We start from the raw sequence: 16415 nt of genomic DNA on the forward strand, positions 1-16415 counted from the left end.
CGCGCGCCTCTTTCTCCACCCCACCCCGACCGCAAGGACCACTTCCATGACGCATCACCACTCCCTGCCGGCCCGTCCGTTCCGTCTGGCCGCCATCGCGGGCGCGGCCGCGCTGCTCGCCGCATGCGCCGCCGCCCCCTCCACGACCGAAGGCACGGGCCCCGCCCGTCCCGCGGGCGGCCACGGCCATGCCGCCTTCATCAGTGGATACGACGCCAACAACGACGGCCGGGCGCACCGCGCCGAATACGACGCGGTGCGCCAGCAGCGCTACACGGCGGCCGACACCAACCGCGACGGCTGGCTGAGCGAGACCGAATACGTGGCCGAGTTCCAGGGCCGCCTCCAGCAGCAATATGCCGACCAGAAGCGCCTGCCCGACGACGCCTATGCCCGCTCCCTGCGGCAGGCGCACGTGCGCTTCGGCATCCTGGACACGAACAAGGACGGCCGCCTGACCCTGGACGAAGAGCAGGCCATCGCCGACCGGACCTTCCGGAGCGCGGACACCAATGGCGACGGCGTGGTGGACGCGGCCGACGCGAAGAAGCCGTGAGCCCACCCGGCTCGCCGCGCCCGGCGCACGGCCGGCTCGATGGCGCACGGGACGTGCGGCGGCCCGATGCGCGGCTTGGGGCCCGCGTCAGCCGCGCATCAGCGCTTCGATCTCGTCGGCGCGCACGGGCACGCCCCGGGTGATCAGCTCGCAGCCGCCGTCGGTGACGATGGCGTCGTCCTCGATGCGGATGCCGATGTGGTGGAAGGCCTCGGGCACGCCGGGCGCGGGGCGCACGTAGAGGCCGGGCTCGATGGTCAGCACCATGCCCGGGTGCAGGATGCGGCTGGGCCGGTTGGTGATGGCCTCGCCCGAGAGCGGGTCGCGCCGCTGGCTGGTCTGGCCGATCTCGGTGGGCTCCACGTAGCTGCCGCAGTCGTGCACGTCCATGCCCAGCCAGTGGCCGGTGCGGTGCATGTAGAACTGGAAATAGGCCCGTTTTTCGATCACGTCCTGCACCGTGCCGACCTTGTTCCCGTCGAGCAGGCCCAGGTCCAGCAGGCCCTGCGACAGCACGGCCACGGTGGCGTCGTGCGGGTCGTTGAAGCGGGCGCCGGCCCGGGTGGCGGCCACGGCCGCTTCCTGGCTGGCCAGCACCAGGTCGTAGAGCGCGCGCTGCGGGCCGGTGAAGCGGCCATCGGCCGGGAAGGTGCGGGTGATGTCGCTGGCGTAGCCGTCGAGCTCGCAGCCCGCGTCGATCAGCACCAGCTCGCCGGCGCGCACCGGGGCGGCGTCGGCGCGGTAGTGCAGCACGCAGGCATTGGCGCCGGCCGCGACGATGGAGTTGTACGCCACGGCCTGCGAGCCCTGGCGGCGGAATTCGTGCAGCAGCTCGGCGTCGAGGTGGTATTCGCGCACGTCCTCGCCGGCGCGCAGCATGCGGGCGCTGCACTGCATGGCGCGGATGTGGGCCTGGGCGCTGATGGCGGCGGCGCGGCGCATCACGTCCTGCTCGTAGGCATCCTTCACCAGCCGCATCTCGTCCAGCAGCGTGCAGAGATCGCCCTGCTCGGCCGGGCAGAGCGCGCCGAAGCGCACCCGCGCCCGCACCTTGCCGAGCCAGCCTTCCACGCGGGCGGCCAGGCCCTCATGCGTGGCGAAGGGGAACCAGACGCGGCTGCGGTTTTCCAGCAGGCGCGGCAGCTGCGATTCCAGCGTGGCCGACGAGTGCGCGGCATCCACGCCCAGGGCGGCGATGGCGGCCTCGGGGCCCAGGCGGTAGCCGTCCCAGATCTCGCGCTCCAGATCCTTGGGCTGGCAGAACAGCGTGCTGGTGCCGTCCGCGGCCAGCACCAGGCAGGCGCCGGGCTCGGTGAAGCCGGTCAAGTAATAGAAGTAACTGTCGTGTCGGTAGAGGAAGTCGCTGTCGCGGTTGCGCGCGCTTTCCTTGGCCGTGGGGACGATGGCGATGCCGCCTTCGCCCAGCTGCGAGGCGAGGCGGGCGCGGCGCTGGGCGTAGAGCGCGGTGTTCGGCAGGGGGGTCATCCGCGCATTTTGGATCGAACGAAAGGCCCGCCTGGCGCCGCGGCGGCCACTTTACATTTCGCTGCAATCGCGGGCGATGGATCTGCCCGCGCCCGCCCCCCGCGCAGGCCTTCAGCGATTGAGCTCGGCCAGCCGCTCGGGCGTGCCCACGTCGGTCCAGCGGCCGGTGTAGAGCGCGCCGGTGACGCGGCCCGCATCCATGGCGCGGCGCAGCAGGGGCGCGAGCGGCGCGGGCTGGCCCTGCGGGTTGCCGGGCGCGATGTCGCACCAGGGCGCGGCGAAGAGTTCGGCGCGCAGCAGGGCGATGGTGCTGTAGGTGTGGCGCGGGCCGGGGTGATCTGCCGGCAGGTTGAGCAGGCGGCCGTCGGGCGCTAGGCCGAAGTCGCCGCGCGGGTGGTGCGCCGGGTTGGGCACCAGCCACAGGTGGGCCAGCGCGTCGCTGGCGGCGAAGCGGGCCGCGGCCTCGGGCGCGAAGACGAAGTCGGGCGCGAACACGTCGCCCGCCGCCAGCCAGAACACCGGCCCCAGCTGCGGCAGCGCGCGGGCGATGCCGCCGGCGGTCTCCAGTGCGCCGCCGAAGTCGCGGCCTTCGTGGGAGTATGAAATCGATAGCGCACTGCGCCCATCGGATGCGGGCTGCAGCCCGAATTCGCTGCCGAAGGCATCGCCGATCTGCCCGCCCAGCCAGGCGGTGTTGATGACCGCGCGCGGCACGCCGGCCGCCGCCAGGGCGCGCAGATGCCATTCCAGCAGCGGCCGGCCCTGCACGGCCAGCAGCGGCTTGGGCGTGGCATCGGTCAGCGGGCGCATGCGCTCGCCGCGGCCGGCGGCCAGCAGCATGGCGGAGGGCTGCGCGGGCAGCGGACGGGTCGGGGCGGCGTGATCGGCGGGGATGGGCAGGTCGGACATGCGCCGCACTGTAGTGCAGGGCGAGGCCCTTGCGGGCCTGCCGGCGGCGGCCCGCCCGGGCAGGGGGCGAAGGGCGCCGGTAAAATGCGCGGTTTCCTCCCACAGCCCTTCCGGAGCCGCCCTCGATGGCCAATTCTCAACAGATGGCGAATGCGATCCGCGCACTCGCAATGGATGCAGTTCAACAGGCCAATTCCGGCCATCCCGGCGCCCCGATGGGCATGGCCGACATGGCCGTGGCGCTCTGGGGACGCAACCTCAAGCACAACCCGGCCAACCCGCAGTGGGCCGACCGCGACCGCTTCGTGCTGTCCAACGGCCACGGCTCCATGCTGCTGTATTCGCTGCTGCACCTGACCGGCTACCCGCTGCCGATCGAAGAGCTGAAGAACTTCCGCCAGCTGCACAGCAAGACGGCCGGCCACCCCGAATACGGCATCACGCCCGGCGTGGAAACGACGACCGGCCCGCTCGGCCAGGGCATCACCAACGCCGTGGGCTTCGCGCTGGCCGAGAAGCTGCTGGCGACCGAATTCAACCGCGAAGGCCATGCCATCGTGGACCACAACACCTTCGTGTTCCTGGGCGACGGCTGCCTGATGGAAGGCATCAGCCAGGAAGCGATCTCGCTGGCCGGCGCCTGGAAGCTGAACAAGCTCATCGCGCTCTACGACGACAACGGCATCTCCATCGACGGCCAGGTCGCCCCCTGGTTCATCGACGACACCCCCGCCCGCCTGCGCGCCTGCGGCTGGAACGTGCTGGGCCCGGTGGACGGCCATGACGCCGACGCCGTGGACGCCGCCATCCGCCAGGCCAAGACCAGCACCGACAAGCCCACGCTGATCGTCTGCAAGACGGCCATCGGCAAGGGCTCGCCCAACCGTGCCGGCACCTCCAAGGCCCACGGCGAACCGCTGGGCCCCGACGAGATCACGCTGACGCGCAACGCCATCGGCTGGAGCAGCGCACCGTTCGAGATCCCCGCCGAGGTCTATGCCGACTGGGACGCCAAGGCCGCCGGCACCGCCGCCGAAGCCGCCTGGAACGAGCGCTTCGCCGCCTATTCCGCCGCCTTCCCCGAGCTGGCCGCCGAATTCACCCGCCGCATGGCGGGCGACCTGCCCAAGCACTTCGCGCAGACCGCCGTCGATACCGTGGTGGGAGCGCACACCAAGGCCGAGACCGTGGCCAGCCGCAAGGCCAGCCAGCTGGCGCTGGAATCGTTCACCGCAAAGCTGCCCGAACTGCTGGGCGGCTCGGCCGACCTGACCGGCTCGAACCTCACCAACACCAAGAGCACGCCCGCGCTGCGCATCGACGAAGCTGGCCGCGTGGTGCAGACCGAAGTGGCCGTGGGCGCCGACACCGTCAAGGTGGGTGGCCGCCACATCAACTACGGCGTGCGCGAATTCGGCATGGCCGCGATCATGAACGGCATCGCCCTGCACGGCGGCTTCATCCCCTACGGCGGCACCTTCCTCACCTTCAGCGACTACAGCCGCAACGCCATCCGCATGGCCGCGCTGATGAAGCTGCGCGTGGTGCACGTGTTCACGCACGACTCCATCGGCCTGGGCGAAGACGGCCCCACGCACCAGTCGATCGAGCACGCCGCCAGCCTGCGCCTGATCCCGAACCTGGACGTCTGGCGCCCGGGCGACACGGCCGAGACCGCCGTGGCCTGGAGCGTGGCCCTGTCCAACCGCGACAAGCCCACCGCGCTGCTGCTGTCGCGCCAGAACCTGCCCTACGCGCCCAAGCGCGACCTGGGCGACATCTCGCGCGGCGCCTACGTGCTGAGCGAACCGGCCGACGCAGGCATCAAGAAGAAGGCCCAGGCGGTGATCATCGCCACCGGCTCCGAAGTGCAGCTGGCGCTGGCCGCACAGAAGCTGCTGGCCACGATGAAGATCGCCGTGCGCGTGGTCTCCATGCCCAGCACCACCACCTTCGACCGCGAAGACGCCAAGTACAAGGCCAGCGTGCTGCCGGCCGGCGTGCCGCGCATCGCCGTCGAGATGGGCTCCACCGACGGCTGGTGGAAGTACGGCGTCGCCGCCGTGGTCGGCATCGACACCTTCGGCGAATCGGCCCCGGCGCCGGTGCTGTTCAAGCACTTCGGCTTCACGCCCGAGAACGTGGCCGACACCGTGCGCGTGGCCATCGGCGCCGCCCGCCTGAAGAAGCAGCCCGCCGCCAAGAAGAAGGCGCACTGATCCATCCCCCGCCCGTCGCGCCGGCCCGCAGCGGGCGGGCGTGTCGTGGTGGCGGTTCCGAGTTTTCAACTTTGCAACTTTGGAGAGACAAACCATGACGATCAAGATCGGTATCAACGGCTTCGGCCGCATCGGCCGCAACGTGCTGCGCTCGGCCGTGCAGAACTTCAGCGACATCGAAGTCGTTGCCATCAACGACCTGCTGGAGCCCGACTACCTGGCTTACATGCTGCAGTACGACTCGGTGCACGGCCGCTTCGACGGCCAGGTCTCCGTCGAAGGCAACACCCTGGTCGTCAACGGCAAGAAGATCCGCCTCACGCAGGAACGCGACCCCGCCAACCTGAAGTGGAACGAAGTCGGCGCCGACATCGTGATCGAATCCACCGGCCTCTTCCTGGACAAGACCACCGCGCAGAAGCACATCGACGCCGGCGCCAAGAAGGTGCTGCTGTCGGCCCCGTCCAAGGACGACACGCCCATGTTCGTCTATGGCGTGAACCACCAGACCTACGCCGGCCAGGCCATCATCTCCAACGCTTCCTGCACCACCAACTGCCTGGCCCCGCTGGCCAAGGTGCTGAACGACAAGTGGGGCATCAAGCGCGGCCTGATGACCACGGTGCACGCTGCCACCGCCACGCAGAAGACGGTGGACGGCCCCTCCAACAAGGACTGGCGCGGCGGCCGCGGCATCCTGGAAAACATCATTCCCTCCAGCACGGGCGCTGCCAAGGCCGTGGGCGTGGTGATTCCCGAACTCAACAAGAAGCTGACCGGCATGTCCTTCCGCGTGCCCACCTCCGACGTGTCGGTGGTGGACCTGACGGTGGAACTGAACTCGGAAGCCACCTACGAAGAGATCAAGGCCGAGATGAAGGCCCAGTCCGAAGGCGCGCTGAAGGGCGTGCTGGGCTACACGGAAGACAAGGTCGTCGCCACCGACTTCCGCGGCGACACCCGCACCTCCATCTTCGACGCCGACGCCGGCATCGCCCTGGACAAGACCTTCGTCAAGCTCGTGTCCTGGTACGACAACGAATGGGGCTACTCCAACAAGTGCCTGGAAATGGTGCGCGTGATCGCTGGCAAGTAAGCCGGCCACCAGCCCGCGCTGCATCCCGGCCTCTGCCGGGATGCAGCGCAGCGCCATGCAGAAAAGCCCGAGGCCGTCACGGCCCCGGGCTTTTTTTCTTGGCACCGGCGCTGAGGGTGGCGCTGCGCCACCGCAAACCCGTATCAGGGCTTGAAGCTTTTAAGGCCTTCAGCCCGCGCCCCAGCTGCGCAGGCAACTATGAAAACAGGAGCAATTCCTCAGTCGATGCGCACGCCGGCCGCCTTCACCAGCGCGCCCGCAGCCACGTCGTCGGCCCGCAGCAGCGCCTGGAAATCGGCAGCGGGCAGGGTGCCGGCCTCGACGCCCACGCGCGCCAGCCGCTCCTGCACCACCGGGTCGGCGAGCACCTTGCGCACGGCGGCGTTGAGGCGCTCCACCTCGGCCGCAGGGGTGCCGGCCGGTGCCAGCAGCCCCAGCCAGGAATCGAAGGCATAGCCCGGCAGGCCGGACTCGGCCACCGTGGGCAGCTCGGGCAGGAAGCGCGAGCGCGCCGTGCCGGAATAGGCCAGCAGCCGGACGCGCGGATCGTTGCGGAAGGCGATCATGCCGATGGTGGCGCCGGTGACCACCTGCACGCGGCCGGCCAGCAGCTCGGTCGTGGCGTCGCCCGTGGACTTGAACGGAATGTGCTGCAGCTGGATGCCCGCGCGCGCCGCCAGCGAGGCCGTCGCCAGGTGCGACGCGCTGCCGTTGCCCGCCGACGCGTAGTTGAGCACGCCGGGCTGCGCCTTCGCCTTGGCGATCAGGTCCGCGATGGAGGTGATGCCCGAGGACGCGGGCACGCCCACGACGTAGCCCGTGCGGCCCAGGAACGACACGCCGACGAAGTCCTTGAGCGGGTCGTAGGGCAGCTTGGCATAGAGGTGGCTCGCCAGGTGGTGGCTCGCGGCGGCGAGCACCAGGGTGTTGCCGTCGGGCGCGGCCTTGGCGACCTGCGCCGTGCCCAGCGTGCCGCCCGCGCCGGCGCGGTTGTCCACCACGACGGTGGCGCCCAGCGCCTGGCCCAGCTCGTTGCTGAAGGTGCGGGCCACCGTGTCCTGCGTGGCGCCGGGGCCGAAGGGCACGACGATGCGGATCACGCGTTCGGCCTGCGCGGCGCCGGCCAGGCCCAGCCACAGGCATGCGGCCAGCAGGTGGCGGCGTCGGGAAGATGCGATGGGCAACATGGGCTCAGGTCCTGTCGGGGTGAAGCCACCGCTCGGCCAGCCGCACGAAGTAGCTGGCGCCGGTGGCGAGGATGTCGTCGTTGAAGTCGTACGACCGGTTGTGGATCAGGCACGGGCCGCTACCGTGGCCGGGCAGGCGGTGGTCGCCCGGCCCGTTGCCGATGAAGGCGTAGCAGCCGGGCCGCGCCTGCAGCATGTGGGCGAAGTCCTCGGCGCTGAGCACGGCGGGGAACTGCTCGTCCACCCGGTCGTCGCCCGCGATCTCGCGCATGGCCTCGGCGGCGAAGCGGGCCTCGGCCGCGTGGTTCACCACGGGGGGCGATGCGCGGCGGAACTGCACGCCGGCCGTGCAGCCGTGGGCCTGGGCGGTGTGCTCGGCCAGGGTGCGCAGCGCGGCCTCGATGGCGTCGAGCGCGGCCACCGAGAAGGTGCGCACCGTGCCGCCCACCCAGGCCGTGTCGGGGATGACGTTGGGCGCGTCCGAGCCCTGGATCTGCGTGACCGCCAGCAGGGCGCGCTCGCGCGAATCCACATGCCGCGACACCAGCGCCTGCAGCTGCTGCGCCAGGTTGATGGTGGCCGCCACCGGGTCGATGCCGGTGTGCGGCAGCGAGGCGTGCGTGCCGCGTCCGGTGAGGGTGATGCGGAAGGTGTTGCTCGACGCCATCAGCGCGCCGTGGTTGAGCGCGAAGGCGCCCACGTGCTCCAGCGCGAAGTTGTGCAGGCCGAAGACCGCATCGCACGGGAAGCGCTCGAACAGCCCCTCGTCGATCATCCTGCGGGCCCCGGCCTTGCCCATCTCCTCGGCCGGCTGGAAGATCAGATGCACGGTGCCCGCGAAGTCCCGCGTTCGCGCCAGGTGCCAGGCGGCGGCCAGCAGCATGGTGGTGTGGCCGTCGTGCCCGCAGGCATGCATGCGGCCCGCGTGCTGCGAGCGATGGGCGAAGTGGTTCTCTTCCTCCAGCGGCAGCGCATCCATGTCGGCACGCAGGCCGATGGTGCGCGAGCCGGGCTGGCTGCCGCGGATGACGCCGACCACGCCCGTGCCGGCGATGCCCGTGTGCACCTCGATGCCCCAGTCCCGCAGGCGATCGGCCACCAGGGCGCTGGTGCGGTGTTCTTCGAAACCCAGCTCAGGGTGGGCATGCAGGTCGCGCCGCAGGGCCACGAAGGGGGCCATGTCGGCGAAGCTTTCGATCAATCGTGGCAAGGGGCGGTGACTCCGGCAGCGCCGCCCGCAGCGGCATCGGATGCTCCCGCTCCCGCCGGCGGCGAAAGGCGCATTCTGGGGAGCCAACCCGCCACGGCCAAACGCGGAAAACGCATAAGCAACCGCGTTCTCCGATCCCCCTGCGCTGCGCCGATCACCTACGCGCGTGCGCGCGCCAGCCGGAGATACTCCCGCCCATGACCGCACACGACGACATCCTCCACTTCTGGTTCGAGCAATCCACGCCCGCCCAATGGTTCAAAAAGGACGACGCCTTCGACGCCGCCATCCGCGAACGCTTCGGCGCGCTGCATGCCCGCGCAGCGCAGGGCGAACTCTGGGACTGGCGCCATGACGCCGCCGGCCGGCTGGCCGAGGTGATCGTGCTGGACCAGTTCTCGCGCAATCTGCTGCGCGGCCGGCCCGAGGCCTTCGCGCAGGACGGCATGGCCCTGGTGCTGGCGCAGGAGGCCGTCGCCCGGGGGCTGGACGCGCAGCTCGCGCCCGAGCGCCGCGCCTTTCTCTACATGCCCTTCATGCACAGCGAATCGGCGCGCATGCAGGAGGAATCGGTGCGGCTCTTCACCGCCCTGGGCCAGGCCAACAACCTGGACTACGCCCACCAGCACCAGGCGATCGTGCAGCGCTTCGGCCGCTTTCCGCACCGCAACGCCACGCTGGGCCGGGCGACGACGGACGAAGAAGCCGCCTTCCTGCAGCAGCCGGGCAGTTCGTTCTAGCCGACCAATCCGCAAGGCCAGGAATAAGCATCAAAATCACCTTCTGCCCTTTATCCACAAGGGCTGATAGCTACATTTAACATAGCAATTGGCAAGACAGGCCGCAAGGTCTTGCCCAGCGGATTCCCTCAAAACACTGTAAATTATCACAGTGCTCACGGAATCCAAACTCGCCATCCTCGCCGACGCCGCCAAGTACGACGCCTCCTGCGCGTCCAGCGGCACGTCGGCGCGCAATTCGGTGGGCGGGCGCGGCATCGGCTCCAACGAGGGCATGGGCATCTGCCACAGCTACGCGCCGGACGGGCGCTGCATCTCGCTGCTCAAGATCCTGCTCACCAACTACTGCCAGTACGACTGCCTCTACTGCGTGAACCGCGTCAGCAGCAACGTGCCGCGGGCGCGCTTCGCGGTGCAGGAGGTGGTGGATCTCACGCTCGACTTCTATCGCCGCAACTGCATCGAGGGGCTGTTCCTCTCCAGCGGCATCATCCAGAGCCCGGACTACACCATGGAGCGCGTGGTGGAGGTGGCCCGCGTCCTGCGCGAGGAGCACGACTTCCGCGGCTACATCCACCTCAAGACCATTCCCGACGCGTCGCCCGAGCTGCTGCAGCGCGCCGGCCGCTATGCCGACCGGCTCAGCATCAACATCGAACTGCCCACCGAACAGGGCCTCGCGGCCCTGGCGCCCGAGAAGGACGGCGCCGCCATCCAGCGCTCCATGGGCCGGCTGGCGCTGCACATCGACGACGCCCGCCAGCAGGCCCGCGACCAGCGGGGGCGCCCGGGCAGCCCGCAGATCGTCTCGCTGCCCGGCCGCACGCGCCGCGCCGAGGCCCCGCGCTTCGCGCCCGGCGGGCAGAGCACGCAGATGATCGTGGGCGCCGACGCGGCCGACGACCGCACCATCCTCGCCACCAGCGCCCGGCTCTACGGCGGCTACGGGCTGCGGCGGGTGTATTACTCGGCGTTCAGCCCGATTCCCGACGCCTCGCGCGCCCTGCCGCTGGCCGCGCCGCCGCTGGTGCGCGAACACCGGCTCTACCAGGCTGACTGGCTGATGCGCTTCTACGGCTTCACGCACGACGAGATCGTGCCGCCGGCCGCCTCCCTGGGCGACAGCGAAGCGCGCAGCAGCGGCATGCTGTCGCTGGAGATGGACCCCAAGCTCGCCTGGGCCGTGGCCCATCCCGAATGCTTTCCGGTGGACCTGAACACCGCCCCGCGCGAACGCCTGCTGCGCGTGCCCGGCCTGGGCGTGCGCACGGTCGAAAAACTGCTGGCCGCCCGCCGCGTGCGCCGGCTGCGCCATGCCGACCTGGGCCGGCTGCACCTGCCGCTGGCCAAGGTGCTGCCCTTCGTCGCCGTGACCGACCACCTCCCGCACGACCGGCTGCGCGCGCCCGCGCGCCTGCGGGCCCAGCTGGCGCCCGCGCCGGTGCAGGCATCGCTCTTCGCCTGAAGGCCGAGGCCCGCCGCCATGCAGCGCAGCATCACCCTGAGCCACGCGGCCGACTGGCCGGGCTTTCGCCAGGCCGCCCGCGCCTGCCTGCAGGCCGGCCTGCCGCCCGAGGCCGTGCATTGGCAGGTGGCAGGCGATGCCGAAAGCGATCTGTTCGCGGCCGAGCCGCTGCCCACGGAAGCAGCGCCGGCCGACGCCGCCAGCGATGCCAACGAGGGACAGCCCCAGCCCCCCACAGCCCGCGTGCCCCGCGCCTTCCTGGCGCTGGCCGAGCACGCGGCCCTGCACAGCGACCCGGAGCGCCACGCGCTGCTCTACCGCGCCCTGTGGCGCCTCGCGCGCGAGCCGGCGCTGCGCCACGATGCGCTCGACCCCGACCTGGCGCGCCTGCAGCGCCTGGCGGCCGCCGTGCGGCGCGACATGCACAAGATGCGCGCCTTCGTGCGCTTTCGCGCCGTGGACGACGGCCAGGCCCAGCCGCTGCACGTGGCCTGGTTCGAGCCCGACCACCACATCGCCCGGGCCAATGCCGCGTTCTTCGTGCAGCGCTTCACGCAGATGCGCTGGGCCATCCTCACGCCCGAATGCAGCCTGCGCTGGGACGCGGGCGCGCTGCAGACCGGGCCCGGCGCCACGCGCGCCGAAGCGCCGCCGCCCGATGCGGGCGAGGCGCTCTGGCTCACCTATTACCGGCACACCTTCAACCCGGCGCGCCTGAAGCTGGACATGATGCGGCGCGAGATGCCCACGCGCTACTGGAAGAACCTGCCCGAGGCGGCGCTCATCGACGGGCTGGCGCGCGATGCGCACGAGCGCAGCGCACGCATGGTGGCGGCCGGCGGCACGGTGCCGCAGCGACGCATCACCGCCACCCGGTAGGCACTACTCCGATCAGGCCAGGCCGCTTTCGGCCGTGCGGATGGTCTCGCGGCCGGCGCGGTCGCGCAGGCGGCCCTGGTCGGTGTCGAGCGCGCGGACCAGCTTGTCGATGGCGGCGGTGAAGGCCTCAGGCACCTTGGCCGCATCGGCGTTCACGGCCACGGGCGGGCGGCCGGCGACGCGCGCCTCGACGTTGCAGCGCTTGTCGGCGCCGTTCGAGCGGCCGCCGTCCAGATCGGAGAAATGCACCTCGACCCGCGTCAGATGGTCGCGGAACCGGGCCAGCCGGCTGATGGTTTCCGCCTCGATCCAGCGGTTCATGGCCTCGCTGCCCTCGATGTGATCGTCGGTCTGTACTTGTACTTGCATGGCGGACTCCTTGTGGTTGGCACCTTCAGTGTGGGGCTGCCGCGCCACGCTTCAATCGGGTTTTGCGAATGCTTGCCAAACGTTGCGTTTGCTCAAGGTCTCTTCACGCTTGGGCTCGCGCGCGCTGCCGCGCCCGAACCCGGCCGCGCGGCGCCTGCCCGGCCACCCACCACGCCACCACGCCACCGCGCCCCAGCCGGCCAGCACCGCCCCGGCGGGAAACACCGGCGGCCACCACAGCCCGCGCTGGAACAGCAGCCACGAGGCGCCCACCGCGCCTGCGGCCAGCAGCAGGGCGAACGGCGCCGCCACCACGGGCCAGCGCCAGCCGGCGGCCAGCAGCAGGGGCAGCGCTAGCATCAGCACCACCGGCGACCAGCCGGAGTCCACGCTGCGCAGGCGCGCGCCGGTGAGCTGGTTGTCGATCAGCGTGGCATGCAGCTCCATGGGCGGGAACGGGCGCGCATCGCTCCAGCCCCAGCTGAAGGGGGAGCGCAGGCCCGCCTGCACGGCGCCGACGAGCACCACCTTGCCCCGGAAGAAGTCCGGCGGCAGCCGGCCGGGCAGGAGCGCGGCCTCGTAGGGCAGCGTGTCGAAAGTGCCCGGCGGCCCGCGATAGACCACGTATTCGGAGGGCGCCGCCGCCCGCGCCTCCCGCGCGGCGCGGGCATCGGCCAGGGCTGCCAGGCGGCTCGCCAGGCTGTGGACGTGCACCGAGGCCCGGCGCACCACGCCGTCGCCATCGGGCTGCAGCGACGCATCGCCCACCAGCGCCCCCGCGGAGACGAAGCGCCGCAGCGGCCTGCCGGCGTCGCCCGCCCCCTCGGCGGGCAGCACCACCGCGGACGATGCGGCGATGGCCTGCTCGAAAGCCGCGTCGTCCTCGGGCGTCGAAGGCTCCGAGAACGGCAGGTCGAACCCCACCGCGGCCGCGCCGCCGGCATGCAGCCGCTGGAGCAGCCGCGCATGCGTGCGCCGCTCGGGCAAGCTGGAGGGCGACGCGCCGTCCACGGCCAGCAGCACCACGGGCAGCGTGCTGCGGCCGGGCGCGGACAGCCGCGTGAAGGCGTCGAAGGCCATCGTCTCCAGCCGGTTCCAGGGCTGCGACAGGCTGGCGGCCCAGACCAGCAGCACGGCCAGCGCGCCCACCGCCGCCACCTGCGCGAAAGGCGGCCGGCGCGCCCGCAGGCGCCTGGCCGAAAAGAGGAACGGAATACCTCGCATGGGCAAAGTATGGTGCCGCGCCACCGGCGGCCGGGAACGAAATGCATCAAGGCCTACGCGCCAGCAACAGGCCCGACGCGGCGCAGGGGCGCGTTCCTACAGCCACACGGCGCGTTCGGAGTTACAACCGGAACCATGCTTTCTGCACAGCGGACCCCAGCGCCAGCGCGCCCAGCCATGACATCCACCTCCGCCCGCCTGAAGATCGGCCTGTCCGCCTGCTTCTCGCACGCCGACCCCGCCCGCTCCCTCTTCACCAACAAGACGCTGCAGTACGTGGAGCAGTCCATCGCGCACTGGATCATGTCGGCCGGCGCCATGGTGGTGATGGTGCCCTGCCCCACCGGCGAGACGGCGCGCGGCGACGTCACGCTGGCGCATTACGCCGAATGGCTGGACGGGGTGGTGATGCATGGCGGCGCCGACGTCTGGCCCGGCAGCTATGGCGAGGTGCCGCTCAAGGACGCCTGGCTGGGCGACCGCGTGCGCGACCTCTACGACCTGGCCGTGGTCGAGGCCTTCGAGCAGGCGGGCAAGCCCATCTTCGGCGTCTGCCGCGGGCTGCAGCTCATCAACGTGGCCTTCGGCGGCACGCTCTACCAGGACATCGAGACCCAGCACCCCGGCGCGCAGCAGCACCGCAACGCCGTCACCTACGACCAGCATTTCCACGAGATCGACATGGTGCCGGGCACGCGGCTCTCGGCGCTCTACCCGCAGCAGGAGCGCGTGGTGGTCAACAGCATCCACCACCAGGGCATCAAGAACCTGGCGCCGGGCTTCGACGTGGAGGCCTGGAGCTACCCGGACGGCGTGCCCGAGGCGATCCGCCGCCGCCCCAGCCGGGGCAAGGGCTACATCGCGGCCACCCAGTGGCACCCGGAGTTCCGCGCCAAGGACACGGTGGCGCTGGACGACACGCCCATCCTGCAGGACTTCCTCGCCGCCTGCGCGATGGCCAAGGTGCGCCCCGCCCCCGGCCACAGTCCGTTCCAGATCCGCGACCGCGCTTCGCGGCTCTTGCGCCAGGCACTGCTGCTGCGCCGCTGAGAGCCGCTCAAAAAGCCCTTCTGGCATCGTCGCCGCATCTTGCCGTAGCGCTGCTACTGCCTGCGATGCGGCGCCTCGCCAGAACCGCTTCGCCGGGCTTTGCGAGCCGCTCTGGAAATATGCGGCGTTCTCAGGCGCTGGCCTTGCACACCCGCAGCACATCCGCCCCGTAGGCTTCGAGCTTCTTGGCCCCCATGCCGCTGATGCCCTGCAGGTCGTCCAGCGAATGTGGGTCGCGCTCGGCGATGGCGGCCAGCGTCGCGTCGTGGAAGATCACGTAGGCCGGCAGGTTGTGCTCGCGCGCCACCTCGGCGCGCCAGGCCTTGAGGTTGATGAAGCGCACCTGTCCGTCGGGCCCCAGATTGGCTGCGGCGGCCGGCGGCGCCGTGCTGCGGCGGGTGCGTTTGGCCGGCGCGCTGGCCGTGGATTCGCGCAGCAGCACCGGCGTCTGGCCCTTGAGCACGGGGCGCGAGCCGTCGGTGAGGCTCAGCGTGTCGAAGCTGTGGCCGCTCTCCAGCATGACCTTGTGCAGGCCCACCGCGCCCGTGGCGAGCAGCTGGCGCAGCACGCCGCGCAGCTGCGCTTCGGAATATTCCTTGCCCAGCCCGAAGGTGGAGAGCTTGTCGTGCCCGAACTGCTTGACCTTCTCGGTGTCCTTGCCGCGCACGATGTCCATGATGTGGCCGGTGCCGAAGGTGAGGCCGCTGGCCTCGTGCACGCGGTAGATGGTCGAGAGCAGCTTGCGCGCCGCGTCCGTGCCGTCCCACACCGCGGGCGGGTTCAGGCAGTTGTCGCAGTTGCCGCAGGGCTCCGAGGCCTCGCCGAAATAGCCCAGCAGCCGCACGCGCCGGCAGTCGGTGGCTTCGGCCAGGCCCAGCAGCGCGTCGAGCTTGCCGCGCATGACCTGCTTGAATTCCTCGCCCGCCGGACTCTCGTCGATCATGCGGCGCTGGTTCACCACATCCTGCAGGCCGTAGGCCATCCAGGCATCGGCGGGCAGGCCGTCGCGGCCGGCACGGCCGGTTTCCTGGTAGTAGCCCTCGATGTTCTTGGGCATGTCCACGTGGGCGACGAAGCGCACGTCGGGCTTGTCGATGCCCATGCCGAAGGCGATGGTCGCCACCATGACGATGCCCTCCTCGCGCAGGAAGCGGTCCTGGTTCTCCTGGCGCACCTCGGGCGGCAGGCCAGCGTGGTAGGGCAGCGACTTCAGGCCTGCATCGACCAGCGCGGCGGACATCTCCTCCACACGCTTGCGGGACTGGCAATAGACCACGCCCGCGTCCTCGGGGTGTTCGCGCTCGATGAAGCGCAGCAGCTGGGCGAGCGGCTCCTTCTTCTCTTCGATGCGATAGCGGATGTTGGGCCGGTCGAAGCTGGAGACGAAGTGCTGCGCGCCTTCGAGCTGCAGCCGCTCCACGATGTCGGCGCGGGTCAGCTCGTCGGCCGTGGCGGTGAGCGCGATGCGCGGCACGCCGGCATAGCGTTCGTGCAGCACGGTGAGCGCGCGGTATTCGGGGCGGAAGTCGTGGCCCCACTGGCTCACGCAATGCGCCTCGTCGATGGCGAACATCGACAGCTGCCCGCGCTGGTGCAGGCCGTCCAGCAGCTCCAGGAAGCGCGGCGTGGTCAGCCGCTCGGGCGCCGCATAGAGCATGGTGATGTCGCCGCGCGCCACGCGCCGCTCCAGCTCCTGCGTCTGCTGCCAGTCGAGCGTGGAATTGAGATAGGCAGCATCCACCCCGGCCTCGTGCAGCGCGCCGACCTGGTCGTGCATGAGCGCGATCAGCGGCGAGACCACGATGGCCACGCCCTTGCCCGCATCGCGCCGCACGATGGCCGGCACCTGGTAGCACAGCGACTTGCCGCCGCCCGTGGGCATGAGCACCAGCGCATCGCCGCCGGCGATCACGTGCTCGACGATGGCCTGCTGGGGGCCGCGGAACTGGTCGTAGCCAAAGACGTCGTGCAGGACGAAATGCGCGGGGGACAAAACTCGAAGACTCTCTTTTTGATAGCTGGCAGC

Annotated in this window: 14 protein-coding genes; 7 read left to right on the forward strand and 7 right to left on the reverse strand. The window is 70.8% G+C overall.

The window, feature by feature from the left end:
- Positions 1 to 46: 46 nt before the first annotated feature.
- The gene (locus BM070_RS19775; protein ID WP_092941102.1) at positions 47 to 556 is read left to right on the forward strand and encodes an EF-hand domain-containing protein; all 510 of its coding nucleotides are present in this window, start codon (positions 47 to 49) and stop codon (positions 554 to 556) included.
- A gap of 87 nt (positions 557 to 643) precedes the next feature.
- Here BM070_RS19775 and BM070_RS19780 read toward each other — a convergent pair whose 3' ends face one another.
- The gene (locus tag BM070_RS19780) at positions 644 to 2041 is read right to left on the reverse strand and encodes an aminopeptidase P N-terminal domain-containing protein (RefSeq protein ID WP_092941104.1); all 1398 of its coding nucleotides are present in this window, start codon (positions 2039 to 2041) and stop codon (positions 644 to 646) included.
- Between the two features lie 111 nt (positions 2042 to 2152).
- A complete protein-coding gene (locus tag BM070_RS19785; RefSeq protein ID WP_092941106.1) occupies positions 2153 to 2950 on the reverse strand; it encodes a nucleotidyltransferase family protein in 798 nt (265 codons plus the stop codon).
- 125 nt (positions 2951 to 3075) lie between these two features.
- On the opposite strand from BM070_RS19785, the gene tkt reads away from it, so the two are divergent.
- Both tkt and gap read left to right on the forward strand, forming a co-directional pair.
- On the forward strand, positions 3076 to 5169 hold the full coding sequence (gene tkt, locus BM070_RS19790) for a transketolase (RefSeq protein ID WP_092941108.1): 2094 nt from the start codon (positions 3076 to 3078) through the stop codon (positions 5167 to 5169).
- Positions 5170 to 5263: 94 nt separating this feature from the next.
- The gene (gap, locus tag BM070_RS19795; RefSeq protein ID WP_092941110.1) at positions 5264 to 6265 is read left to right on the forward strand and encodes a type I glyceraldehyde-3-phosphate dehydrogenase; all 1002 of its coding nucleotides are present in this window, start codon (positions 5264 to 5266) and stop codon (positions 6263 to 6265) included.
- 218 nt (positions 6266 to 6483) lie between these two features.
- On the opposite strand, the gene BM070_RS19800 is transcribed toward gap, so the two are convergent.
- Together BM070_RS19800 and BM070_RS19805 are read right to left on the reverse strand one after the other, a co-directional pair.
- Complete coding sequence (locus BM070_RS19800) at positions 6484 to 7452, reverse strand: Bug family tripartite tricarboxylate transporter substrate binding protein (RefSeq protein ID WP_092941112.1); 969 nt, start codon at positions 7450 to 7452, stop codon at positions 6484 to 6486.
- A 4-nt stretch (positions 7453 to 7456) separates the two neighbouring features.
- Positions 7457 to 8632, reverse strand: a complete 1176-nt coding sequence (locus BM070_RS19805) for a M20 aminoacylase family protein (RefSeq protein ID WP_092941168.1) — start codon at positions 8630 to 8632, stop codon at positions 7457 to 7459.
- Positions 8633 to 8859: 227 nt separating this feature from the next.
- Here BM070_RS19805 and BM070_RS19810 point away from each other — a divergent pair, with 227 nt between their 5' ends.
- The 3 genes from BM070_RS19810 (at position 8860) to BM070_RS19820 (ending at position 11746) form a co-directional block, all read left to right on the forward strand.
- The gene (locus tag BM070_RS19810) at positions 8860 to 9402 is read left to right on the forward strand and encodes a DUF924 family protein (protein WP_092941114.1); all 543 of its coding nucleotides are present in this window, start codon (positions 8860 to 8862) and stop codon (positions 9400 to 9402) included.
- A gap of 151 nt (positions 9403 to 9553) precedes the next feature.
- Positions 9554 to 10867 (forward strand): putative DNA modification/repair radical SAM protein, encoded by a 1314-nt coding sequence (locus BM070_RS19815; protein ID WP_092941116.1) that lies wholly within the window; start codon positions 9554 to 9556, stop codon positions 10865 to 10867.
- Positions 10868 to 10885: 18 nt separating this feature from the next.
- Positions 10886 to 11746, forward strand: a complete 861-nt coding sequence (locus tag BM070_RS19820; RefSeq protein ID WP_092941118.1) for a TIGR03915 family putative DNA repair protein — start codon at positions 10886 to 10888, stop codon at positions 11744 to 11746.
- 12 nt (positions 11747 to 11758) lie between these two features.
- Here BM070_RS19820 and BM070_RS19825 read toward each other — a convergent pair whose 3' ends face one another.
- Both BM070_RS19825 and BM070_RS19830 read right to left on the reverse strand, forming a co-directional pair.
- A complete protein-coding gene (locus BM070_RS19825; RefSeq protein ID WP_092941170.1) occupies positions 11759 to 12115 on the reverse strand; it encodes an HPF/RaiA family ribosome-associated protein in 357 nt (118 codons plus the stop codon).
- A 51-nt stretch (positions 12116 to 12166) separates the two neighbouring features.
- Positions 12167 to 13339 carry a CHASE2 domain-containing protein gene (locus tag BM070_RS19830; protein ID WP_092941120.1) on the reverse strand — a complete coding sequence of 391 codons (1173 nt, stop codon included), beginning with the start codon at positions 13337 to 13339 and terminating at the stop codon, positions 12167 to 12169.
- Between the two features lie 177 nt (positions 13340 to 13516).
- Between BM070_RS19830 and BM070_RS19835 the strand changes: the two genes are divergently transcribed.
- Positions 13517 to 14389, forward strand: a complete 873-nt coding sequence (locus BM070_RS19835) for a gamma-glutamyl-gamma-aminobutyrate hydrolase family protein (RefSeq protein WP_245785307.1) — start codon at positions 13517 to 13519, stop codon at positions 14387 to 14389.
- 130 nt (positions 14390 to 14519) lie between these two features.
- Here the strand turns inward: BM070_RS19835 and recQ are convergent, their stop codons facing one another.
- Entirely contained in the window at positions 14520 to 16382 is a 1863-nt protein-coding gene (gene recQ, locus BM070_RS19840) for a DNA helicase RecQ (RefSeq protein ID WP_092941124.1), read from the reverse strand.
- Between the last annotated feature and the right edge of the window lie 33 nt (positions 16383 to 16415).

This window comes from Paracidovorax wautersii, assembly GCF_900113035.1.
GTDB lineage: Bacteria > Pseudomonadota > Gammaproteobacteria > Burkholderiales > Burkholderiaceae_C > Paracidovorax > Paracidovorax wautersii.